26 protein-coding genes are annotated in these 21610 nt (G+C 71.3%); 5 read left to right on the top strand and 21 right to left on the bottom strand.

Translation table 11 applies throughout. The annotated features are described in order from the left end of the window. Window positions 1-176: 176 nt before the first annotated feature. Window positions 177-707, top strand: coding sequence for a hypothetical protein (locus ABRQ22_RS06630; RefSeq protein ID WP_353708973.1), 531 nt, complete (start codon window positions 177-179; stop codon window positions 705-707). Window positions 708-719: 12 nt separating this feature from the next. Next, complete coding sequence (locus ABRQ22_RS06625; protein WP_353708972.1) at window positions 720-1370, top strand: HIRAN domain-containing protein; 651 nt, start codon at window positions 720-722, stop codon at window positions 1368-1370. 89 nt (window positions 1371-1459) lie between these two features. On the opposite strand, the gene ABRQ22_RS06620 is transcribed toward ABRQ22_RS06625, so the two are convergent. The 16 genes from ABRQ22_RS06620 to ABRQ22_RS06545 all read right to left on the bottom strand — a co-directional run bounded on the left by ABRQ22_RS06620 (window position 1460) and on the right by ABRQ22_RS06545 (window position 11601). Next, window positions 1460-2113: a DUF6338 family protein gene (locus tag ABRQ22_RS06620; RefSeq protein WP_353708971.1), complete on the bottom strand. Its 654-nt coding sequence runs from the start codon at window positions 2111-2113 to the stop codon at window positions 1460-1462. Continuing rightward, the gene (locus ABRQ22_RS06615) at window positions 2110-2274 is read right to left on the bottom strand and encodes a hypothetical protein (RefSeq protein ID WP_167405714.1); all 165 of its coding nucleotides are present in this window, start codon (window positions 2272-2274) and stop codon (window positions 2110-2112) included. Before ABRQ22_RS06615 ends, ABRQ22_RS06620 begins: the two co-directional genes overlap by 4 nt. A gap of 56 nt (window positions 2275-2330) precedes the next feature. Beyond that, window positions 2331-2978, bottom strand: a complete 648-nt coding sequence (locus ABRQ22_RS06610) for a hypothetical protein (RefSeq protein ID WP_353708970.1) — start codon at window positions 2976-2978, stop codon at window positions 2331-2333. Between the two features lie 126 nt (window positions 2979-3104). After that, on the bottom strand, window positions 3105-3320 hold the full coding sequence (locus ABRQ22_RS06605) for a hypothetical protein (protein WP_353708969.1): 216 nt from the start codon (window positions 3318-3320) through the stop codon (window positions 3105-3107). Beyond that, complete coding sequence (locus ABRQ22_RS06600; protein ID WP_353708968.1) at window positions 3317-3508, bottom strand: hypothetical protein; 192 nt, start codon at window positions 3506-3508, stop codon at window positions 3317-3319. Before ABRQ22_RS06600 ends, ABRQ22_RS06605 begins: the two co-directional genes overlap by 4 nt. Next, complete coding sequence (locus ABRQ22_RS06595) at window positions 3505-3855, bottom strand: P27 family phage terminase small subunit (protein WP_353708967.1); 351 nt, start codon at window positions 3853-3855, stop codon at window positions 3505-3507. Before ABRQ22_RS06595 ends, ABRQ22_RS06600 begins: the two co-directional genes overlap by 4 nt. A gap of 109 nt (window positions 3856-3964) precedes the next feature. Then, window positions 3965-4150 carry a hypothetical protein gene (locus ABRQ22_RS06590; protein WP_353708966.1) on the bottom strand — a complete coding sequence of 62 codons (186 nt, stop codon included), beginning with the start codon at window positions 4148-4150 and terminating at the stop codon, window positions 3965-3967. After that, window positions 4147-5052, bottom strand: a complete 906-nt coding sequence (locus tag ABRQ22_RS06585) for an SEC-C domain-containing protein (RefSeq protein WP_353708965.1) — start codon at window positions 5050-5052, stop codon at window positions 4147-4149. Before ABRQ22_RS06585 ends, ABRQ22_RS06590 begins: the two co-directional genes overlap by 4 nt. Further along, entirely contained in the window at window positions 5049-6758 is a 1710-nt protein-coding gene (locus ABRQ22_RS06580; protein WP_353708964.1) for a hypothetical protein, read from the bottom strand. Before ABRQ22_RS06580 ends, ABRQ22_RS06585 begins: the two co-directional genes overlap by 4 nt. A 1-nt stretch (window position 6759) precedes the next feature. Further along, entirely contained in the window at window positions 6760-7353 is a 594-nt protein-coding gene (locus tag ABRQ22_RS06575) for a hypothetical protein (protein WP_353708963.1), read from the bottom strand. A gap of 11 nt (window positions 7354-7364) precedes the next feature. Next, complete coding sequence (locus tag ABRQ22_RS06570) at window positions 7365-7520, bottom strand: helix-turn-helix domain-containing protein (protein ID WP_353708962.1); 156 nt, start codon at window positions 7518-7520, stop codon at window positions 7365-7367. 551 nt (window positions 7521-8071) lie between these two features. Then, window positions 8072-9301 (bottom strand): hypothetical protein, encoded by a 1230-nt coding sequence (locus ABRQ22_RS06565; protein WP_353708961.1) that lies wholly within the window; start codon window positions 9299-9301, stop codon window positions 8072-8074. After that, window positions 9298-9585: a hypothetical protein gene (locus ABRQ22_RS06560; protein ID WP_353708960.1), complete on the bottom strand. Its 288-nt coding sequence runs from the start codon at window positions 9583-9585 to the stop codon at window positions 9298-9300. Before ABRQ22_RS06560 ends, ABRQ22_RS06565 begins: the two co-directional genes overlap by 4 nt. A gap of 59 nt (window positions 9586-9644) precedes the next feature. Further along, window positions 9645-9857 carry a DNA-binding protein gene (locus ABRQ22_RS06555; protein ID WP_353708959.1) on the bottom strand — a complete coding sequence of 71 codons (213 nt, stop codon included), beginning with the start codon at window positions 9855-9857 and terminating at the stop codon, window positions 9645-9647. 191 nt (window positions 9858-10048) lie between these two features. Then, window positions 10049-10492 (bottom strand): hypothetical protein, encoded by a 444-nt coding sequence (locus ABRQ22_RS06550; RefSeq protein ID WP_353708958.1) that lies wholly within the window; start codon window positions 10490-10492, stop codon window positions 10049-10051. Beyond that, window positions 10489-11601 (bottom strand): site-specific integrase, encoded by a 1113-nt coding sequence (locus ABRQ22_RS06545; protein WP_353708957.1) that lies wholly within the window; start codon window positions 11599-11601, stop codon window positions 10489-10491. Before ABRQ22_RS06545 ends, ABRQ22_RS06550 begins: the two co-directional genes overlap by 4 nt. A 385-nt stretch (window positions 11602-11986) precedes the next feature. Here ABRQ22_RS06545 and ABRQ22_RS06540 point away from each other — a divergent pair, with 385 nt between their 5' ends. Continuing rightward, window positions 11987-13450, top strand: coding sequence for an MDR family MFS transporter (locus ABRQ22_RS06540; RefSeq protein WP_353708956.1), 1464 nt, complete (start codon window positions 11987-11989; stop codon window positions 13448-13450). 13 nt (window positions 13451-13463) lie between these two features. Here the strand turns inward: ABRQ22_RS06540 and dnaG are convergent, their stop codons facing one another. Together dnaG and ABRQ22_RS06530 are read right to left on the bottom strand one after the other, a co-directional pair. After that, a complete protein-coding gene (gene dnaG / locus ABRQ22_RS06535) occupies window positions 13464-15410 on the bottom strand; it encodes a DNA primase (protein ID WP_353708955.1) in 1947 nt (648 codons plus the stop codon). A gap of 55 nt (window positions 15411-15465) precedes the next feature. Beyond that, entirely contained in the window at window positions 15466-16386 is a 921-nt protein-coding gene (locus ABRQ22_RS06530) for a helix-turn-helix domain-containing protein (RefSeq protein ID WP_353708954.1), read from the bottom strand. A 93-nt stretch (window positions 16387-16479) separates the two neighbouring features. Between ABRQ22_RS06530 and ABRQ22_RS06525 the strand changes: the two genes are divergently transcribed. After that, the gene (locus tag ABRQ22_RS06525) at window positions 16480-16932 is read left to right on the top strand and encodes a VOC family protein (RefSeq protein ID WP_253050275.1); all 453 of its coding nucleotides are present in this window, start codon (window positions 16480-16482) and stop codon (window positions 16930-16932) included. Between the two features lie 37 nt (window positions 16933-16969). Here the strand turns inward: ABRQ22_RS06525 and ABRQ22_RS06520 are convergent, their stop codons facing one another. Next, window positions 16970-18265, bottom strand: coding sequence for a deoxyguanosinetriphosphate triphosphohydrolase (locus tag ABRQ22_RS06520; protein ID WP_253050766.1), 1296 nt, complete (start codon window positions 18263-18265; stop codon window positions 16970-16972). A 153-nt stretch (window positions 18266-18418) separates the two neighbouring features. Here ABRQ22_RS06520 and ABRQ22_RS06515 point away from each other — a divergent pair, with 153 nt between their 5' ends. Then, entirely contained in the window at window positions 18419-18850 is a 432-nt protein-coding gene (locus ABRQ22_RS06515; RefSeq protein WP_353708953.1) for a hypothetical protein, read from the top strand. Between the two features lie 45 nt (window positions 18851-18895). Here the strand turns inward: ABRQ22_RS06515 and ABRQ22_RS06510 are convergent, their stop codons facing one another. Beyond that, window positions 18896-20737 carry a glycoside hydrolase family 13 protein gene (locus ABRQ22_RS06510; protein ID WP_353708952.1) on the bottom strand — a complete coding sequence of 614 codons (1842 nt, stop codon included), beginning with the start codon at window positions 20735-20737 and terminating at the stop codon, window positions 18896-18898. Window positions 20738-20741: 4 nt separating this feature from the next. Next, complete coding sequence (locus tag ABRQ22_RS06505; protein WP_353709511.1) at window positions 20742-21590, bottom strand: sugar ABC transporter permease; 849 nt, start codon at window positions 21588-21590, stop codon at window positions 20742-20744. Between the last annotated feature and the right edge of the window lie 20 nt (window positions 21591-21610).

The following is a 21610-nucleotide window of genomic DNA, read 5'->3' as shown; positions in this document are numbered from 1 at the left end:
TCGTAGTGCACGACGTCGCCAGGGTCCACGCGAAGCTCGCTCCCGACACCGGGGCGGGCTACTGGTCGTGGCCGGTTCCGAGTCCGGGCGTTGGATCGGGGGTTGCTTGGGGAGGGGGTCCGCTCCGGGAGAGAGCCGCCCGCAGGGCGTCCGCGCCTTTCATCCTTCCCCGCATCGTGGCGCTCTGGAAGTGTTCAGGCATGGATCACAGAGAAGTGTTCAAACCCATCAACGACGCCATCACTCAGAGCTCAACCGAACTCGCCCACGTGTTCGGATACGGGCAGCCGCGATGGTACGGCCTGGCCCTCTCGGACATCGCGCTGGCACTGCAGGACGGTGAAGGAATCGAGTTCGCGGACGTGAGCGTGACACTCGGGGGCGAGGACGACGACTTCACGGTCGACATCGCCATCCTCTCGACCAGCCTCCTCATCCAGGTTCACGGCGTCAGGGCGCGCGAACGGGACGAGCGGACGACTTCTGTCCGCGACCGCGCGACGCTTACGGCCATCGAGATCACAACCGGGACCAGTGCGTTCGCGAACGGCCTGGCGGAGAGCTGGCCAGGACGGGTCTCGCTCAGACTGACCTACGCCGACGACCTGACTCTCACCCTTCCACAATCGCGCAGCGCGAACCGCGAGCAGCACGGGCGGGTCAGCGCACTCGTTCCGGCACTTCGTCGCGACCTGACACGGGGCTGAGCCGCACCTGCCATGGGACTCCTCAAGAAGCTCTTCGGTCGCCGGGACGAGACGCCGCCGAAGCCTGCGCCGGCACCAACGGCTCGGGTCACGGCCCGACGTTCCCACCGGGTTGCCCAGACTTCTCGGCCTGCCCCCAGTGCGCCGACTCCGGTCGCTCAGCGCACGACGGTGTGGCGGGACGAGTACCTCGAGGGCGAGCGAGAAGCGGCGGCGCTGGCCCGTCGAGAGGGTGCCTTTCCGAACCTGCGCCTCGTCAAGGAACGCGGTCGCCTGGTCCTCGAAGCACCCGGCATGGGCTGGATCAACCCGCGCTCGCGCGCCCTCTACAAGATAGGCATCTACATGTTCGGCCTCCGCGGACGCGCCTACCACGAGGCGACGTTCGTGGCTGCCGCTCTCCCGCTTGGCCGAGTCCTCGAGCTCGTGCGCGAACCGGAGAACGCGCACGACAAGAACGCCGTCGCCATCCACGCCAGGAACGGCAAGATCGGGTACGTCAACAAGCAGAACGCGGCACGGATCGCCAAGCGCATCGACGCCGGCGAGACGATGCGCTGCATCGTCGCGAAGGGCGGTCGAGCGGGCGATCCCGACAAGTCATGCGCGCTGCTCGTCACGAGCGACGTGACACTCGCGCACATCGCCCAAGACGTGTCCTAGTACTCGGCATCCCATCGCTTCATATGGCTTTGCCGATGCCGTCTACATTGCTGGGGCCGTCCCGATCGTCACTACTCGATCTTCGACAACTAGGGCTCTAGGTACTGAACCGCGATCGACGAGATGTGGGCGCCCTCTAGCACTACGCGCTCATACGCTGGATCGAGATTGACGGCCTTCTTCTTGCCTGGATCGCGGCGAGCTAGCGGGCCAGCCAGCACGAGGGCACGAGTTTCGGAGTCCGCCTCGGTCGAGTAGGCGCCGACCCAGCCCAGCCAGAGCGTCCCGTCGTCCATCGCAACTCTCACGAACGGCTCGTGCCCATCGGGGCACTGCTTGCGGAAGGCGATAAGCCACTCGGGGTCGGGGGTCAGGTTTGGCGTCTTGCCGTCGCCGGCGCGCCACATCTTCCACAGCTGGTCCGCCATGAACGCCAGGAAGCACGCGAAGCTGGTCGCGACACCTGCGAGGACCAGAGCACGTGGAGCCATCTCAAGGCGATAGACGTCGTCCGTTGCGAACCGCACGTAATCAAACCACAGCCGAGAGTGCAGCGACCAGGCGCTGATAGCGATGAGCGCCCCCATCGTCGAGAACACGATCGACGCAAGGGCGATTCGTCCGACCTCAGCGAACGCCGACTCGTGGGGTGAGACTCTCCAACGGCGGGCTCTCAGATCGAAGAGGAGCCCAGGTGCCGCAGCAAGAAGAAAGATGATGAGGCCTGTCCAGCCGTCGATCATGCTTTGCCGGCGGGATCCTTCTTGGCGCCGTCGCCGGACCCCCCACCCTTGCCCTTCGCATCGATCACCTGGTCAACCGACTTTCGTTCCGTGGCAGCAGACCCCGTGAGCGAGTCTCTGCCGCTCCCTGGTTCGCTGATTCGACCCTTGTTCTCAACCATGGCTGGAGCCTAGTGGCTCGAGACGAGTACCGAGAAGGCTGCTGATCCATGTCCGGTCAGAAGCTCCACTCCCAGCCACCACTCTGGACGTAGACCGGTCGGTACGCCACGACACCTGTACCTGCGGGAACGTCGAGGACGATCGTCCCGTTGGCGGACTGTGCCGGTCCCATCGTCTGCGGGAACTGCTCTGCGTCGCTCAGGCACATGTAGGCGTTGCCGATCGGATCGTTGATCCGCATGTTGTTCGCGTCGAACACCTGGAAGTCGTGGAACGTCATCATGAAGTCACCCATCGTCGAGGAGTCCCACGCCGCAGTGGTGTTCACCTCGAACCGCAGCGCGACGAACTGCCCGTTCACCGGCGCCTCCGAGTACTCGCTCGTGCACTGGAAATTCGGCACGATCTCGGTCACCTTGAAGTCGAGAGTCCACTCGTTCGTCGCCGGGTCCTGAAGGCCCCCGGTCTCACCGATCTGCTTGACGATGTTCCCGCGCTCGTTCGTCTCCGGCTCAGCGACGGTCGGCTCCTCCGTCTCCTCGACATCGACTTCCTCGGCGCTGGGCTCCTCCGAGGCATCCTCGCTGGGAGTGCGAGTCCCGGCAGGCTCGGGCGGCTCGGACGACGCGGGGATCTGTGCCGAGCACCCGGCGAGGAGGGCCGCGACGAGAACAACGGCGGAGGCAAGCAAGCGAGTCTTCATGGCCGTTCCTTGAGATCGTTGGTGTACCAGGCGTTCCGCTTCACGGTCCCACTCCAAGCCGCACGGGTTACTCGTCCGGGGTGGGTGAAATGCGAGATTCACCCACCAACGCGGGCCAGCGCGGCCCTACCTCGTCTTCCGCAGCTTCGGCATGACGCTGTCCCGGGCGTCGTAGCTCTCGCAGAGAAAGTCGACCATGTTCGGCCACGCGTCCGGGTTCTCCCGGTAGAAGGCGTGGCGCTCGACATGCCAGGGGTACCAGTCGTCGATCGTGCGGCCAGGGAACGTGCGCAGCCGGGCCGGCACCGGCGTGGTACCCGTGGGCTCGTGGCGTCGTCTCATATCCACTCCACTCGGAACATGCGGTAGTAGCCGTCGGGGTCCGGCGGGATCTTGACGCCGTGCTCGTGGCGCCAGTCTTGGCGCGCCTTCTGCCACGTGGGCACGTCGGGCCAAAGATCCGGGTCGAACGTCAGCAACTCGGGCGGCGGCTCGATCGTGGGCTCAGGCTCGGGCAGTCGGCGCCTCATCGTCGACCCCGTCCCGCGTAGACGCCGCGGACGGGACGGGCTGCCGGCGCGTCCTCGTCGAGTCCGGGCACGCCGAGTGTGGCGAGGATTCGCGCCATCGCGAGGCGGTGTGCGCGAGCCTCCGCGACGGCCGGGTGAAGGCGCATCCCCTGGCTGCTCGGGATCATGATGCCGTCCTTCGCCACGGCGGCATCGAGGTCTCGGATGCGGTCACGGGTACGGCACGCCTCTTCGAGCTGCGCTGCCTCGGCTGGTCCGAGCTCGAAGTCAGCGACGATCGCGTCCCAGAGCTCGACGCCGGGAGCACGCAGCTCTGCGGGGGGCGGTGGTGCCTGCGTGGTGGTCATGGGGCCTCCTTAGGCCGTGATCGAGGGGCTCAACGTTTGGGTCACCGCGCGGGATTTCGCTAACTACCTGGCTGCGAACCCCTTCTTGGCCAGGGCCACCCCCCGGGGGTCATCGGGTGAGGTGTCGCCGCAGTGCTTGGGTCGCGGCCTGCTTGTCGGGGTTCCGGGCGGCACGGCGTCGTTCAAGGCCCGTCGCAGCGTCGGCCTCGGCACGTCGGCGTTGTCGCTCCCTGGCGGCGTCGGCGATGGCTTCGAGCACGGCGCTCAAGCGATGTGAGTGGGTCTCGTCGCTCACGGCACGTCCTTCCGGTGGGCGGTGAGGAGCACGTCGTCGAGGGGTAGCGCGCAGCAGTCACTCATGGACTTGTCGCTGCCGCACCAGCACGGGGCGTCGATGTAGGTCTGGATGCAGCAGTCGCGGTAGGTCTTGCCGGAGCCGCAGGTGCAGTCTTGGATCTGTCCGCGGGGGTGCATGGTGCCGGCGACGACGGCCTGGAACTCGGGCCGGTTCACTCGGTCGTCGAAGGTGTGCACCACGGACTGTTCGACCCGGCCGCGGTGCAGGACGGTGCGCTGTAGCTTCCCGCCGAGGAGCACCTTCATCTGGGTGGCCTGCGAGGCGCAGGCGCGGTCGAGGCGGGCGCGCATCGCGAGGTCGACCCACCCGTCGGTGGTGGCCGGCGGGAGCATGGCGGGGAAGCCTGCGAAGCGCTCGAGCGTGTCTTGGCCGGTGTCGCCGACGAGTCGCTCGGCCATGCCGGCGAGCTCTATGCCGCTGGGTCGGACGCCGATCGGCGCCGGGTAGACGAACAGACCGACGACGGGGCGAGGCACGAAGTCGAACCGCGACGAGAAGGTCGTGGCCGTGAAGGAGGCTGAGCGGTGGGACCAGCCGACGTGCACGAAGGTGACTTCTTCGCGCTCGCCGAGCTCGGGCAGGCTCGCCCACATCTGCCTGGCGTACTCAGGAGTGACGTCGTTGAGCTGGTCCATCGTCGTGGCGTTGGTCAGGCCGATCATGCGCTTCCACGTGACGGCGGCTTCGTGGTCGCCGAGGATCGCGATCGCCATGTCCAGGTGCAGGATCGGTTCGATCTTCGTGGTGGTGTCGAGAACGCGCACGGTGCGCGAGTACGACCACGTGTCGGAGTAGAGCTCAGCGCGGTCGCCATGGGCGGTCAGGGCGAGGAAGCTCATGCGTGGGCTCCTATCGTGAGGACGGTCTGGTGCGGCGGCCCGGGGATCGGCCCGCCCGCAGCGAAGGCGCGTGCAGCGAACCCGACGCCGTTGACCTGCGTCCCGGTCTTCGCGTCGAAGTAGATCGACACCCGGTGCCCGTTCCACTCCCGGTCGAACCGCTGCAAGGTCGCTTGCGCTGACGCGACGTTCGCGTACACGTCCGTGCCGCGGGAGAGCGGGATCGAGAGGACTTCGTCAACGAGTGCCGCGACCTCGCCGGCGTTGTAGCCCGCCGCCGCAGCGCTGTCGAGGAGGCGCTGTCGTCCGTCTCGCAGCACTGCGTTTGCCTGCTCCTGCGAGTCGGTCTGCTCGAGCGTTGCGTCGTACAAGGCCTGTAGGTCGTCAGTTAGGCCGAGGATGGTGCGCTGGTTGTCGCGCCCCATCTGGTCGCCCGTGGACAGGCTGTTGTTCCAGCCCTCCTGCTTGTCCGTCAGCGACGCGATCCCGTCCTCGAAGTTCAGGGTCGCCTCGATCGTGGACTGTCGCAGGTCGTTCATGTCCCGCAGCGCGTCGTTCACTCGCGTGAGGGCGTCGACCTGGCGCAGCTGCTCCTCGGTAAGCCCGGTCTCGGCCTCGCGGAGCTGGTACGAGACCTCCTCGGCGTCTCGCATCGTGTTGGCCTGGGACTGCAGTACCTCGATCGTGCGGCTGCGAGCCTGGTACTCGTCAGCCAGCTTGTCTGCGACCGGTGCGTCGAGAAGGGGGTCGAGCGCCCGGTACTGCTCGTCGAGGGCCTCGTTCTGCTCGCGCAGGATGTCGATGTGCTTCTCGAGGTTGGAGAAGTCGCCGGACCCCACCGCGGCGTACAGGTCGCCCAGGGTGACGGTCGTCCCCTCGAGCCCGACCTGAATGTCGTCGAGGTTCGTCTTGGCCTCGTCCTGCCAGAGCTCCCACGAGGATCGGACGTCGGTGACCTTGGTCAGCATCTCGTCGAACTTCTCGATGAGACCGGACCGGTCGAACCCGACGCCGGCCTCCTTGAACTCCAAGGCGAGCTCGCCGGACTCTTCCTTGGCGTCGTTCACGAGGTCTGCGAAGTCCTGCAGCCTGGTGAAGAGCACGCCCAGACCGGCGGCGGCAACGATCCCGGCCGCAGAGCCGATGGGCCCGAACCCGGCGAAGGCGTTGGCAGCGATCTCCTGGACGGTGTCCGTCACGTCGTCGAAGCCACCAGAGAACGAGGCAGCAGCCTCCCGGCCCGACTGCCCTGCCTCGTCCCTGAACCCGTCCAGGCCCTTGGATGCGCGGTCCGTGTCCGCGCGAACCTCGGCCTCGACGTCGAGGTCGTCGATGTCCTGCAGCGCGTCGTAGACCTTCGCTGCACGGTCGAGTGCCTCGTCCGCGTCGGCCTGGATGTCGGCCTCGGTGCGCTTTCGGTCTACGTCCTCGAGCTCGTCCGCGAGACGGTCGAGGTCCGCCATGGCGTCGAGGGCATCGACGACGACCTGCGGCTCGATGTCCTCACGGCCCACGGACTTGAGGAGATCCTGGACGTCCTTGAGCTTCCTGTCCGCGTCTGCGGTGTCAGCCCCGACCTCGAGTACCGCAGGCGCCTTCGTGACCGACTCGGCCTCGCCCTTGACTCGCTTGACCGCGGCGTCGACATCGTCGGTATTCGCCGTGAACGCAGTCTCGAGGGTCGCGACCCGGAAGGTGGTGACCATGTCAGCGCCTCTTCAGCTCGGAGGGACGGATCTTGCCGAGGCGCACGTTCCACTCGAGCTTGCCCGCGCTCGACGGGCGCCCGACGGCGAGCATCGCCCGGTCGACGTCCGTCTTGAGGTCCGGGCGGACCCTGACGAACTCCTCGACGACGTACGTCTTGCCGATCTCTGCGGCGCGGGCCGCGACTGCCCGGGCGAGGACCTCGTCGCCGCTGCGGGTCGCGCGACCGAGGAGCGTCTCGAGCTCTTCCTCGTCCCGGACCTTCGCGACGCGGTCCTGCGCGTCTCGCAGCGAGATCGTCAGTGATGCCGGATCGCCGGGGAGTCCCGTGGTCCCGAAGGCTCGTCCGACCGCACCACGGTCGACCTCGCCGGCGCTGGACGCGAGCCGGGCCAGGTCGTTGTCGAGCGAGGCCTTGCGCCGGTCGTACGCCTCGGACAGCAGCCGGTGCCGGGCGTCCTCGGTGTAGTCGTCCTGGCTGCGGATGTCGTCGTACTCGCGCGTCGCGCTGGTGGCGTGCTTGTCGAGGGTCGTGCGCAGCTCGTCCGCTCCGCCCGCTGCGACGATCTTCGCGATCGTCTGGTTCGTGTCCATCGGTCCTCCTGTCACGCCGCCCTCGCGGCCCGGTAGTGCTCGACGTTGCTGCGGCTGATCCGGTACCGGTCTGCGACCTTCTCGGCTTCGAGTCGTCCCTCGCTGATCGCGAGTCGGACTCCTCGGTCCGTCATGCCCAGCAGCTCGGCGGCCTGTCCCGTGCTCAACCACTGACTCGACTCTCGTCGCACTTCCGGCTCAGGCTCGACCTCACTTCCGGTGGCGGAAGTGAGCCACGCGAGGCCAGCAACGCGGAGGGCGAGAAGCACCGCGTCCACCTCGGGGTCGGCACCACGCGCCCGCGCGCGCAACGAGGACAGGCCGGCTCGCTTCTCGAGCCAGGCGGCTACCCTCGCGGGGACTAGGACGCCAGGCCCGTGTACCCCCACGAGGTATCCCTTCGCCCCATTACCGTCCATCCCCACCTCCAGCCCTCACGAGCCGCACCGCGCCGCACTCGGAGCATCGGCAGATATGCCATCCGCGCAGCGGAGATGGCTCGCTGGTCCAACCCGGGATGCGGCAGCCGTACCGGTGACGGGTGCCGTGCTGGTCGACGGTCTCGGGACGGCTCGTGGTCACGCTCATCGTCGGGTCTCCTCGTCGAAGTCGGTGCAGTCGCAGGCGCCGTCGATTGGGTTCCAGGCGCGGCAGTGGTCATCGGGGATCCAGGGACGGCCGTGAATCCGGAGCGTGTGACCGCACACGCAAAGGCGGTTCACGAGGCCACCTCGCAGTGAGGGATCCCAGCTGCGACGAGCACGGGATCGACAGGGTCTCCGCACGCCGGGCAGGTGGCTCCCGTAGCGGTTCCCGGTTCCCGACCCTGGGTCCCGGAACCGGGAACCGCTTCCGTATGTCCGATCTGCTCCCGGTATGTCCGTAGCGCAACGGCGGCGCGGGCCTTCCGCCATCCGAGCCGGGTGCGCGCGTCCTCGACGCTTCGCGGGGGCGGGGCGAGTTGGCGCAGCGCCTCGACGTCGGCAGCGTCTGCGGCTTCGGCAGGGTTGCGCTCGTCGGAGGCAGGCGCGTGCACTGCCCAGCGCCGGTCCTCCTCGGACGGGTAGAGCCGGAACGTGCCGGCGAGGGGTTCCTTGTCCCCGGTGGGTCGGTGTGCGCGCAGTCCGCCGTGACGATCCTTCGCGATCGCGACGTGTGCTGCACCGCCCTTGCCGGGGACGAACTGCTCAGCGATCGTCACCCGCAGAGATACACCGCCCACGGCGCGCTTCTTGGCCGCGGTCCCCGTCGCGCCCTGAGCCCGAGACTCCGAGCTCTTCGCGAGGTGGTCGATCACGAGGACGGATGCGCCGGCCATCGCGAGCGGCTTCATCACCAGGGAGTGCACGCGGGTGAAGTCGTCCGGACTGTTCGAGGACCCCCCGAAGACAGGCAAGATTTCTCCGAGGGAGTCCAGGACCACGACAGAGGGCTTCCATGCGACGAGGTCACGCACGACCGCCACCAGGTGGGCGCCGTCCTCGGGCTCGGCGTACCGGAAGCGGTCGAGGTCCCGCAGAGCGCCCTCAGGGGCGCCGAGGTCGAACAGGCGCGAGACGGTGGACGCCGGACCGTTGTGGTCCATGTCGATGATCGCGGCACGTCGGTGTTCCGTGAGCGCCTCGGCGACGGCGGCCTGGCAGAGGAAGGTCTTGCCGGACTCCGGGTCCCCGAAGACGTGGTTGACCTGGGCGCGGTAGAACAGCGCGACGCCGTCCGTGCACGAGAGGACTTCCGGCTCGGGCGGTTCTGGGAGAGTCCCGTCCAGGAGCGCGGCGAGGTCCGCGTAGAGGGCGGTTCCCGGTTCCCGGTCGGTTCCCGGAACCGGGGAACCGTTGCCCGATGCAGCAGTTCCCGGTTCCCACACAGGGGGTGCGGAACCGGGAACCGCCCCGAACTCCTCGGGCGGCTCGGGAATCACGAGCTCGATATAGGGGTCGATGCTCATGCGATCACCCCGCGTGCCTGCAGGATCCTGCGCTGGTGCTCAGCCCGGCGTTCCTCACCGCGGCGTCGGCAGAGCTCCTCGAAGGGGACCGTCTCGGCGACCATCCGTGCGACGCGAGCCGCGGTCTCGTGCGACTCGCGGTTCTCGTCCTCGACCTGCCGACGACCGATCTCGATCCCGGCCTCGACACCGCTCTGGTAGAGCGCGAGCTCGGAGGGCGTGAGCACCACGCCGTCGAGGATCGCGACCTTGTCGTGGGTGAGCGGTACGCTCGTCTTGTTCACCTCGAGAACCGCCGCCGCCTGGTCGCCACCCGGGCGGCGTTCTCGTGTCTGGGGTGTGATCACGCGACGTGCCCCCGACCAGCCGTCGGGATCGGAGCGCACAGGATGCGATCCAGCTCGTCGAGGTCGACCTTGAGCAGCTTGGGACCGACGCGGTAGCCGGTCAGGCGCCCCTCTGCGATCCATCGGCGGATCGTTCGGGCGTGGACGTCGTAGCGCTCGCCGGCAACGGCGGTGCTGGCGAGCCGTTCAGGATGGGTTGCGGTGCTCAACGGGGGCTCCAGGGGTTGACCTAGAGACCCGTCCTCGCGCTGCGAGTGTGGGCCTAGGAACCCCCGGGAATGTTCCCGCCCGGAGTGCCGGAGCCTGGCACCTCCCCGAATGGGACAGGGTGGGCCGCTAGGGACAGGCTACGTGAGTGGGGACACGTCCGGCGAGCCGTACGCTCGGCGTGTCGCCCCTGTCATCGCATCTTGGGCAGCTTGAGCGAGACGTCGAGCCGCCCGGCCGTCGGCGTGTGGCGCGTCATCTCTTCGTACTGCGTCAGCGTCTCGTCGCGGAACATGCGCGGCGGGTCCTGGCGGCAGATGCGGCATCTGTAGATGTGCGTCCGATGCCACCCGGGAGTTCCGTAGGTTCCCGTTGTGAACATGTCCGCGTCAGGGGCGAGGATCCGCGCCTTGCCGTTGTCGGTGCGCACGCCGTAGGTCGTGAACCACTCGTGGACGTAGTCGGGCGGATCGTGCTCGTCGCGCGGGTCGGGGAACCCGTCGGGCAGCGGGTCCTCTTGCGCCCAGCGCTCAGCCAGCGACTCATAGCGGTAGATCTTCCCGAGCAGTTCCTCGGCGTGCTCCCCGCGGCCGTGATGCCCCTTCCCTGTGCACACCACGTCCAAGTGCAGCGTCATCCCTCTGCCCTCCGGATTCGCTCGGCGTCGAGGCTCACGGTCGCACTCGCCATGACGGCCAGCGCGGCGGCGATCTCCGCGTCTCGGGTCTGCGCCGCGTGCTGGTAGCGCAGCGCGGCCTGCGGTGACGTGTGCCCAGCACGGGCCATGAGCTCGGCCGTCGTCGCTCCGGTACGGGCGGCGAGCGTCAAGGCGCTGTGTCGTAGCCCGTGCACACGCAACGCAGGCTTGCCGATCGCGGCGGCAGCGGGCCGGAACTTGTCTCGCAGCGTCGAGGGCGCCCACCACGCTCCGTCGCGGTGGAACAGCAGCCCTTGGGGACCAGGTGCGGCATGTTTGGCCAGGTGGACGCGGAGCGCTTCTACGACGTGCGGGGGCAGGTGCACGGTCCGGCGTCCGGCGTCGGTCTTCGGTGGCCCGACAACGGGCTCGTGGTGCGGCAGGTGCTGGACCTGGCGCACCACGCGCACGGTCCCGGCCTTGAGGTCGACGTCGGCGCGGCGCAGCTCCAGCAGCTCACCCAGGCGCAGTGCGCCCCAGCCTGCCAGCAGGACGAGCGCGGACAGATCCGACCGGATCGCGGCGGCGAGGGCGGCGAGTTCGTGGGGCTCGAGCGTCACGGGTTCGACAGCTCGCCTAGCCTGCCCGGCGCCCTCGACGCGGCACGGGCTCACGCTCACGAGGTCTTCACGCACGGCAGCCCGGTAGATCGTGCGCAGCAGGGCGTAGGCGTGGGCGACGGCCGTGCTCCCGGTGCGGTCCGGGCGCGAGGTCTTGGCAGCCGCGGCGGCGAGGTCGCGGCGCAAGGTCGCCTCCCAGCGCGCTACCTCGGTGGGTGTGACGTCCGCCAGGGGACGCTCGGCAAACGTCGGGAGGATGTGGGAGTCGAGGTAGTGCCGGTACTGGCGGGCCGTCGTGGGACGCAGGTCGCGGCGCTCTAGCCACGTCTCGGCGTACTCCCCCAGCGTCAGCACGGGCGCGGCCACGGGCTCCACGGCGGTCCATGTGCCGGCGTCGATCCGGCGTCGCTGGGCGATGAGCCACGCCTCGGCGTCGAGCTTCGTCCCGAACGTGTGCGCGGCGTAGTGCAGAGCAGCGTCAGGACCCATGTACCCGGCCTGCCACTCCCCTCCCGGGCGCTGGCGCAGGCGTCCCCACCCGCGGCGGGGCTGACGCTTCCTCGGTGGCATCTCGGGGCCTCCCGGCTTGGCAACCTACTGGCAATCCAAGTGTACCCGTGTGGCCTGTTGCGTCCCGTGTTGCCACGCGGTACGGTGGCGACAATCCCAGCAATGGGGCCAGAATCTACAGATTCTCGCGGGCCCGGCCTACAGAGGTCGCGATTCTTCAAGTCCTACCGCGGGAGCCCACAGGTTCGGCCCCGGATCGCTCAGCGGTCCGGGGCCGCGCTGTTCTCCGGTCCCGTCGACCGATCGGACCGCGCACGTCTGCGCCTCGGGAATACTCGACCGTTGCCCGGGGCTTGCGTCTGTCGTGACCACGACGTCCCCTGCCGGGATCGGTCTGCGCTCCGAGCGCGGCCCCGTCCTCCTCGCGCTCATGCTGTCCACGGCCCTCGTCGCGCTCGACGCGACGATCATCGCGACGGCGTCGGCCACGATCGCGCGCGAGCTCGGTGGGTTCGCGCAGCTCCCCTGGCTCTTCTCCAGCTATCTGCTCGCGCAGGCGGTCGGGACGCCGGTGTTCGGCAGGCTGTCCGACGTGCTCGGCCGCAAGCGCCTCATGCTGGCGGGGGTCGCCCTGTTCTTCCTCGGGTCGGTGCTGTGCGGGTTCGCGTGGTCGATGCCGGCGCTCGTCGCGGGCCGCGTGCTCCAGGGCCTGGGAGCCGGTGCGGTGATGCCCGTCTCCCAGACGATCGCCGCCGACATCTACACGCTCGAGGAGCGCGCGAAGGCGCAGGGCTACCTCGCGTCGGTGTGGGCGATCTCGTCGGTCGTCGGCCCGACGCTCGGCGGCGTCTTCTCCGAGTTCGTGAGCTGGCGCTGGATCTTCTTCGTCAACGTGCCGCTGTGCGCGCTGGCGGCGTGGATGCTGCACCGCCGGTACCACGAGTCCCCGCGCGAGGGAGCGCGCGAGCCCATCGACTACGTCGGCGCCGCGCTCCTCACCGCCGGCAGCACGCTGCTGCTGCTCGGGCTGCTCGAGGGCGGGTCCACGTGGGCGTGGGCCTCCCCCGCGTCGCTCGCGGTCCTCGGCGCCGCGGTCCTCCTGCTCGGCGTCTTCGCGCTGCACGCACGGCGCACGCGCTACCCCGTGGTCGACCTCGCGATCCTGCGCCGGCGCGTCGTCGGCGTCTCGACGGCGGTCTCGCTCCTCGTCGGGGTCATCGTCCTCGCGCTGTCCACGTACGTACCGATCTACGCCCAGGGCGTCCTCGGCGTCGGGCCGCTCGTCGCGGGCTTCGCGCTCGCCGCGATGACGGTCGGCTGGCCGATCTCCGCCTCGAACGCCGGGCGCCTCTACCTGCGGATCGGCTTCCGCTGGACCGCCGTCATCGGCTCCGCGCTCGTCCTCGTCGGCACCTCGCTCACGCTGCTGCTGGGCGCCTCGTCGTCGGTCGCCGCGGTCGCCGCGACGACGTTCGTCGTCGGTGTCGGGATGGGCCTGACCGCCGTCCCGACGCTCATCGCCGCCCAGTCGTCGGCCGCCTTCTCGGAGCGCGGCGCCGTGACGGGCACCAACATGTTCGCGCGGTCGCTGGGCTCCGCGGTCGGCGTCGCGGTCTGCGGCGCGATCGTCAACGCCCGCACGACGCTCGGTGCCGACGGCACGCCGGAGGGCCCCGGCCTCATGAGCGCGATCCACGTCGTGTTCGTCCTGCTCGCCGCGAGCGCCGCCGTCCTCGTCGTCCTCGCAGCCCTCATGCCGCCGGACCGGCAGGCGGCGCGCGACCGCCGGGCCGCAACGACCGCCGCGACCGCGGACGCGAGGGCCTGACCTCCCGGACGGCTCAGGCGATCTCGCCCTCGCGCAGCGTGCGGCGCTCCGCCTCGACCGCGAGGAGCGCGGCGAACGCCTCCTGGTACGCGGCGAGGTCCGCCGTGGGGTCGAGGCGCTGGAGGCGGCTCTTCGCGTCGGCGACGCGGCGCGTGAGGCCGAGGTCGACGAGGCCGCGCACGACCCCGGCGACGTAGCCGCCGACGACGTTCTCGCGGTCCTCCGGCAGCGGCGCGACGGCGAGCTCGGTCACGAGGCCGCGCACGGGCTCGGCGGCCTGCTCGACGACGGCCTCGACCCAGTGCCCGGCGCCGAGGGGCGCGCCTGCGCGCACCCCGCCCGCGGCACGGATCGCCGCATGCACGGCGCGCCAGGCCGGGACGGCGAAGGCGTCCTCGCCGAGGTCGTCGAAGACCGGCGGCACGTGCTGGGGGTACTGGAGGACGGCGACGAGCGCGAGGCGCTCGCGGCGCGCCACGGGGTCGCGCGGGTCGGGCGCCGGCAGCGCCGGGACCTCCGGCTCGGGTGCGGGGGCCTCCGCACCCGGGCGGGCGTCGTCGGGCCGCGCGGTGCGGACCGGGCCGGGCGCGCTGCCCCGCTTGGCGGCGGCCGCCACCTCGCGGCGGACGCGCTCGGCGTCCATGCCGATCCAGCCGGCGAGCATGCGGGCGTACTCGGGGCGCAGCGCGGCGTCGCGGATCCCGGCGACGACCGGGGCGGCGGCGCGCAGCGCGCCGACGCGGCCCTCGGCGGTGTCGAGGTCGAACGTCGCGAGCGTCGTCCGGATGACGAACTCGAAGAGGGGCTGGCGCCCGTCGACGAGCGCGCGGACCGCGTCGGGGCCGCGCGCCATGCGCAGCTCGCACGGGTCCATGCCGCTCGGCTCGACGGCCACGAACGTCTGGGCGTAGAAGCGCTGGTCCTCGCCGAACGCGCGCACGGCGGCCTTCTGGCCCGCGGCGTCGCCGTCGAACGTGAACACGACCTCTCCCCCGACGGAGGCGCCCGAGGCGAGCTGCATGCCACCCCCGGCCGTCGTGTCGCCGAGGAGCCGGCGCACGATGCGCGCGTGGTCGGACCCGAACGCCGTGCCGCACGTCGCGACGGCGGTCGTCACGCCGGAGAGGTGCGCGGCCATGACGTCCGTGTACCCCTCGACGACGACGACGCGCTTCTGCTTGGCGATCTCGCGCTTGGCGAGGTCGATGCCGTAGAGCACGTGCGACTTCTTGTAGAGCGAGGTCTCGGGGGTGTTGAGGTACTTGGGCCCCTGGTCCTCGTCGTAGAGGCGCCGCGCGCCGAACCCGACGATCTCGCCCGTGACGTCGCGGATGGGCCACACGAGCCGACCGCGGAACCGGTCGTAGATGCCGCGCTGGCCCTGGCTCATGAGTCCGGACGCGATCAGCTCGGGCTGCGTGAAGCCGCGCCCCTGGAGGTGGCGCTGCAGGTTGTCCCAGCCGGTGGGCGCGTACCCGACGCCGAAGTGCTCGGCGTCGGCCCGGTCGAAGCTGCGCTCGGCGAGGAACGCGCGGGCCGCCTGAGCGCCGGGCGCGAAGAGCTGCTCGGAGAAGTACTGCGCGGCGACGCGGTGCGCCTCGAGCAGCCGCTGGCGCCGTCCCGGCTCCTCGCGCGGGCGCTGCGGCCCTCCCGAGTCCTCGTAGCGGAGCTGGATCCCGACGCGGTCGGCGAGGTACTCGACGGCCTCGACGAACGTCAGGCCGTCGATCTTCTGGACGAACGAGATGACGTCGCCGCCCTCGCCGCACCCGAAGCAGTGCCAGCGCCCCACGCCGGGCCGCACGTGGAAGGACGGCGAGCGCTCGTCGTGGAAGGGGCACAACCCCTTGAGCGAGCCGACGCCCGCGGTCTTGAGGGTGACGTGCGCGGAGACGATCTCGTCGATCCGTGCGCGGTCGCGGACGGCTTCCACGTCCTCGCGTCGAATCAGGCCGGCCACGGAGCGAGTCTATGCGCCCGGGCGGTGCCTCGGGGTGGCGCGACGGCGTCGTCGGTCACCCCGGGTGCGCCGTCGCGCCCGCCCCGACGAGCGCGTCGCGCGACGCGGCGCAGCGTCGTGCGTACGCCCCCGGCGTGGACCCGGTCGCGCGCGCGAAGTCGGTGCCGAGGTGCGCCTGGTCGTAGTACCCGACGGCGCTCGCGAGCGCCGCGAGGTCCTGGTCCGGGTCGGCGGCGAGCAGGTCGGCCGCGAGGTGCACGCGGTGGCGCTGCAGGGCCCACTTGGGGCTCACGCCGACGTACGCGGCGAAGATCCGCTGGAGCGAGCGGGCGGAGGTCCCGACGACGGCGGCGAGGTCGGCGACGCCCGCACCGGGCCCGAGCTCCCCGGCGACGAGCGCGGCGAACGCGCGGGCGACGCGGTCGAGGTCGCGGGCCGTCCGCGCGTCGCGGACGCGTTCCGCCCGCGCCCGCAGCAGCGGCTCGACACCACATGCGGCCTCCTCGTCCCGGCCGGCGACGGCGAGGGCGAGCGCGGCGGCGCCGGTGCGCTCCGCCGTCGGGCCGAGGAACGCGGCGGCGGGCACCTGCACTCCCGGGCGCACGGCGTCCGCGTGCCCCAGCAGGACGCGGAACGCGCCCGGCCGCAGCTTGGTCCCCACGACGGCCCCCGACCCGGTCAAGGTGCGCTCGAACAGGCCCGGCGGGATGCCGTGCGCGACGTACCCCGCCGCCTCGGCGACCACGTTGGCGACCGGGTGCGGCACCAGGACCTGCGTGAACGACTCCCCCGGCGGCAGGTCCCAGCGCACGACCCAGTGCCGTTCGACGAGATCCGCGAGATCCGGCGCCGGGTCGACGCGCACGAGCTCGAACCCGCGCCGCGCGGCGGCGGGGTCGACGAGCCCCCGCAGGGACGTCGTCGGGCCGTGCCGAGGGGCCACCCTCGCGTCGGCGCTGACCCGGGGTTCGAACACCTGTCGCATTCCTCCAAGACTGGCACGGCCCGCCGACACGAGCATGGGGGTACGGCCCGCACCCCCGCGGGCGACCACGACGAGGAGGACCCCATGGAGATGTCGGCACTGCACCCCAACGTCACGGTGAGCGGCGCGCGCGAGGCCATCGCGTTCTACGAGGCCGCGCTCGGCGCCGAGGTGGTCGACACGATCACGGCGGGCGAGAAGATCATCCACTCCGACCTGCGGCTCGTCTCCCCCGCCGGGACGTCCACGTTCACGGTCGCGGAGGCGTTCCCGCCCGACTCCGTCGCGCCCGAGGCCGGGGCGCCGACGCACGCGTCGTTCACGATCCCGGTCGAGGACGCCGACGCCGCCTACGCACGGGCGATCTCTGCCGGCGGGTCGAGCATCGCGGAGCCCGCGGACTGGTTCGAGGGGTTCCGGCAGGCCGCGGTCCGCGACCCGTTCGGGCACCGCTGGTTCTTCGTGACCGTCGCGGACTCCGTGACGGCCGCGGACGTGCAGCGCGCCAGCGACGCCTGGATGACCGAGCAGGCCTGAGCCGCCCTCCGACCCGACCGCGTCGCGCCCGTCGGCCTCAGGCCGGCGGGCGCACGAGGCGTGCGTGGAACTGCATCGCCGAGACGTCCGTGAGCGAGGCGACCTGGTCGATCACCACGCGCAGGCGGGCCGCGTCGTCGGGCGCGGCCTCCCAGTCCGCCGCGAACGACGGCTCGAGCGCGACGGGAGCGCGGTCGGAGAAGACGTGGACGAGGTCGGCGATGACCTCGCGCTGGCGCTGGTAGAGCGGCTCCTGCTCGCGCGGGGCCATCACGTACGCGACGGCGACGCCCTTGAGCACGAGGATCTCGGCGACGGTCTCGTCCGGGACCACGAGGCGGGCGGCGTACCGGGTGAGCGGGCCGTCGCCGTAGACGGCGCGCGTCGCGTCCTGCGCGGCCCCGGTGAACCGGCCGATGAGCTGGCTCGTCGCGTCCTTGAGCGCCGCGAGCGCGCGGCGCGACCCGTCGAACCCGGTGACCAGGTGACCCGTGCCCTGCAGGCGCGTGATCGCCGCGTCGAGCGCCGCCTCGTCGTACGCGGTGCCGTACCAGGAGTGGACCGCGCGCACGACCCGGGCCCGCTCGTCGGGGTCGTCCAGCACGGCGAGCTCGATGCGCCCGCCCACGATCGCGTCCTCGACGTCGTGCACGGAGTACGACACGTCGTCCGCGAGGTCCATGACCTGCGCCTCGAGGCACTTGACCTGGCTCGGCGCGCCGGCGCGCAACCAGTCGAACACGGGTCGGTCGTCCTCGTAGACGCCGAACTTGTGCGTCGGGCGGCCGTCCGCGCGCAGCGGCGCCTCGCCCGCGCCCCACGGGTACTTCACGCTCGCGTCGAGGCTCGCGCGCGTGAGGTTGAGCCCGTACGAGCGCCCGTCCGCGTCGACGACCTTGGGGTCGAGCCGCGTGAGCAGCCGCAGGGTCTGCGCGTTGCCCTCGAACCCGCCGACGTCGACCGCGAGGTCCGCGAGCGCCCGCTCGCCGTTGTGCCCGAACGGCGGGTGTCCCAAGTCGTGCGCGAGGCACGCGGTGTCGACGATGTCCGGGTCGCAGCCGAGCGCCTTGCCGATCTCGCGCCCCACCTGCGCGACCTCGAGCGTGTGCGTGAGGCGCGTGCGGACGAAGTCGTCGCTGCCCGGGCCGAGAACCTGCGTCTTGGCTCCGAGCCGGCGCAGGGCGGACGAGTGCACGATGCGCGCGCGGTCGCGCTCGAACGGCGTGCGGGCCCGGGACTTCGCGGACTCGACGAACCACCGCTCGGTGTCGGCGTCCGAGTACGACGCCGTGCCCTCCTCGCCGCGCGCCGGGCGCGGCCCGGTCCCCACCACCGCGGGGTCGAACGCCTCCTGCTCGAACGTCTGCACGGGCCCCAGCGTAACGACGCGGGTCGGGACGTGGCGGCGCCGAGGGCCGCGCGCCGGTCGCCGACGTCCCGCCGTGGCGCACGGCGAGGAGAGCCGCGCGGGCGTAGCCTCGCGCACATGGGTGCAGCGCACGCGCTCGAGCTGCGGGCCGTCACCGTCGACGGCCTGGTCGAGGTCGTCCCGTACGTGGACGGCCGCTCGCTCGTCGAGCTCGTCGGACGGCACGAGTCGGCGCGCGGCTACTCCCCCGCGGGCGCGTACGGCGGCCTGGTCCCGGCGTTCTTCCGCTACGGCGACGCCGCGCACCAGTGGTACGGCCGCGGACGGATGCCGTCGGGCGGGCACGCGTGGGTGCTCGCGTGCGACTGCCACGAGGCGGGGTGCTGGCCGTTCGAGGTGACGGTCGACGCCGACGCGACGACCGTCGTCTGGCGCGACCTCACCCAGCCGTTCCGGCCCGAGTGGGACTACTCCGCGCTGGGCTCGTTCACGTTCGACCGCGCCCGGTACGACGACGCCGTGCGCCAGGTCGCGCACCTCTTCGCCTGAGTCTCGGGCCCCCGGACGCCCGTGGGGCCGACCGGGACGGGCCGTTCAGCCCAGGCGCCAGACCCCGACGGCCGGGCCGTCGCCGGCGAGCCGCGCGCCGCCGTCGTGCCGGGAGAGGCCCAGCGTGCCGTGCAGCCGCTCCGCCCCGCCCGGCCCCACGAGCGCGGGGTGCAGGGTGACGCCATCCCAGGGTGCGCGGGCGAGCGCGACGAGCACGCGCTCGCCGGGCGTCTCCCGCAGGTAGACGAGGGCGTCGTCGTCGACGTGCACCCAGCGCAGGCCGCCGTGGCGCAGCGCGTCCGAGCCGCGCCGGACGGCGATCAGGGCGCGATACAGGTCGAACGTCGCGGCGTCCCAGCGCCCGGATCCCGACCCCGCGTCGTCCCACGGCATCGTCGCGCGACCGTGCTCGCCGTTGAGGCCCGTGAGCCCCACCTCGTCGCCCGCGAAGACGACCGGCGTGCCGGGATAGGTGAGCAGGAGCGTCGCCGCGACCTCGACCATCTCGCGCGAGCCGACGATCGAGCGCAGGCGCGGGGTGTCGTGCGAGCCGAGCATGTTCCACTGCGATGCCGTGACGCGCCACGGCAGCACGGCGTCGAACTCGCGCATGGTCGCCACGACGTCGCGACCGCCGCGCCGCGGCGTGCGCACCGGCAGCCCCAGGTACGGCACGGGCGAGTCCGCCGGGGACAGCCACGTCCAGGCCGGGCGGGTGAACGCCGAGTAGTTCATGTTCGCGTGCCAGCCGTCGCCCGCGAGGTCGCCCGACGCGTCGTGGAAGTGCTCCGCGACGAGCGCGGCCTCGGGGTTCGCGTCCCGCATGGTCGCGCGCAGGCGCCGCGCGACCTCGAGCGTGCGGTCCTCCGCACCGAAGCGTCCCGTCATGTTCGCGACGTCGATCCGCCAGCCGTCGAGGCCGAACGGCTCGCCCAGGTAGCGTCCGACGACGGACCCGGGCCCGTCGATCATGCGCGCCCCGAGCTCGGCCGACCCGTACGACAGCTTGGGCAGCGACGCGTGCTCGAGCCAGCCCACGTACCCGGGCTCGCCGTCGGTCCAGTAGTAGAAGTCGCGCTCCGGCGCGGCGGGGTCCGCGAGCGCCCGCGCGAACCACTCGTGACCGGCGCCCGTGTGGTTGGTCGTGAGGTCGCCCATGACGCGCAGCCCGCGCGCGTGCGCGGCGCGGATCAGCGACGCGTACGCCGCGTCGCCGCCGAGCAGCGGGTCGACGTGGTCGAACGTGCTCGCGTCGTAGCGGTGGTTGGAGCGCCCCGGGAAGACGGGCGTCGTGTACAGCGTCGTGACGCCGAGCGCGACGAGGTGGTCGAGCCGCTCCTCGACCCCGGCGAGGTCGCCCCCGTAGTACTGCGTGCCGACGTCGGGCCCCGCGCCGTGCGGCTCGTCGTCCCAGGCCGCAGGGACGGCCCACTCCGGGAGCGGGCGCCCGTCGGCCGCGGCGGAGCGCGCGAACCGGTCCGGGAAGACCTGGTAGACGACGCCGTCGCGCATCCACGCGGGCGCGCCCTCGTGGACGGTGAGGCGGAAGTCCGCGGCGTCGGGCACGTCGCGGTCCCACACCCCGCGGCCGTTGAGCCAGCGGTAGCCATGCTCGCCCTCGTCGAGGAAGAACCGGTACCCCGTCTCCGGGTTGTGCACGAGCACCTCGGCGACGTACCAGTCCTCGTGCTCGTCCGAGCGGTCGAGGCGCGCCGGGGTGAGGCGCGGCTCGCCGTCGCGCACGGTGCGCAGCCACACGTCGCGCACGCCCGCGGACCGGGGCACGCGCACGCGGACGGGGACCGTGTCCCCGAGGGCGGGGACGCCCTCGGGGACGTACAGCGCCGAGCCGTCGTGGTGCGGGACGGGGGTGACGACGTCGCGCACGCTGTCAGCCCTTCACGGACCCGGCGGTGAGCCCGCCGACGATGTACTTCTGCAGGTAGAGGAACAGCGCGAGCACGGGCAGCGCGGAGATCACGGCGCCGGCCGTGAACAGGCCCCAGTTCGCCTCCTTGAGCGACGACACCCAGCCGTAGAGCCCGACGGCGAGCGTCCAGTTGCGCTCGGACGTGAGGACGATGCGCGCGATGATGAACTCGCCGAACGTGCTGATGAACGACAGCAGCGCGACGACCGCGAGGATCGGCGCCACCAGGCGCAGGATGATCGTCCAGTAGATCTGCGAGTGCGTGGCGCCGTCGATCTTGGCGGCCTCGTCGAGCTCGCGCGGGACCGTGTTGAAGAACCCGTACATGAGGAACGTGTTCACGCCGAGCGCGCCGCCGAGGTACACGGCGATGAGCGCGATCTTGCTGTTCAGGCCGAGGATCGGGACGACGTTCCCGAGGCCGATGAGCAGCAGGAAGATCGCCACGAACGCGAGCATCTGCGGGAACATCTGGACGATGAGCAGCGACGTGAGGCCCATGCGGCGCCCGGCGAACCGGAAGCGCGAGAAGGCGTAGGCGGCGGCCGCGCCCATGAGGACCGTGCCGACGGACGTCGCGACCGCGATGACGAGGGTGTTGCCCATCCACGTCCAGAACATCGTGCTGCCGAGCTGGGCGTAGTTCGCGCCGCTCACGTCGGAGAAGAGCGTGTTGGAGCCGGTGAGCGTCCCGTTCTCCGACAAGGACGCCGAGAGGACGTACACGAGCGGGAACGCGGCGTAGACGACGGCGATCACGCCGACGACGTGCCGCCAGCCGAGCTCGGAGAACCAGCGGCCCGGCTTCATCCGGTTCCGCGAGGCCACGG

The organism is Cellulosimicrobium sp. ES-005 (assembly GCF_040448685.1).
Taxonomy (GTDB): Bacteria; Actinomycetota; Actinomycetes; order Actinomycetales; family Cellulomonadaceae; genus Cellulosimicrobium; species Cellulosimicrobium cellulans_G.
The sequence above is the reverse complement of the archived record's forward strand: the minus strand, read 5'-3'. Positions and strand labels throughout refer to the sequence as shown.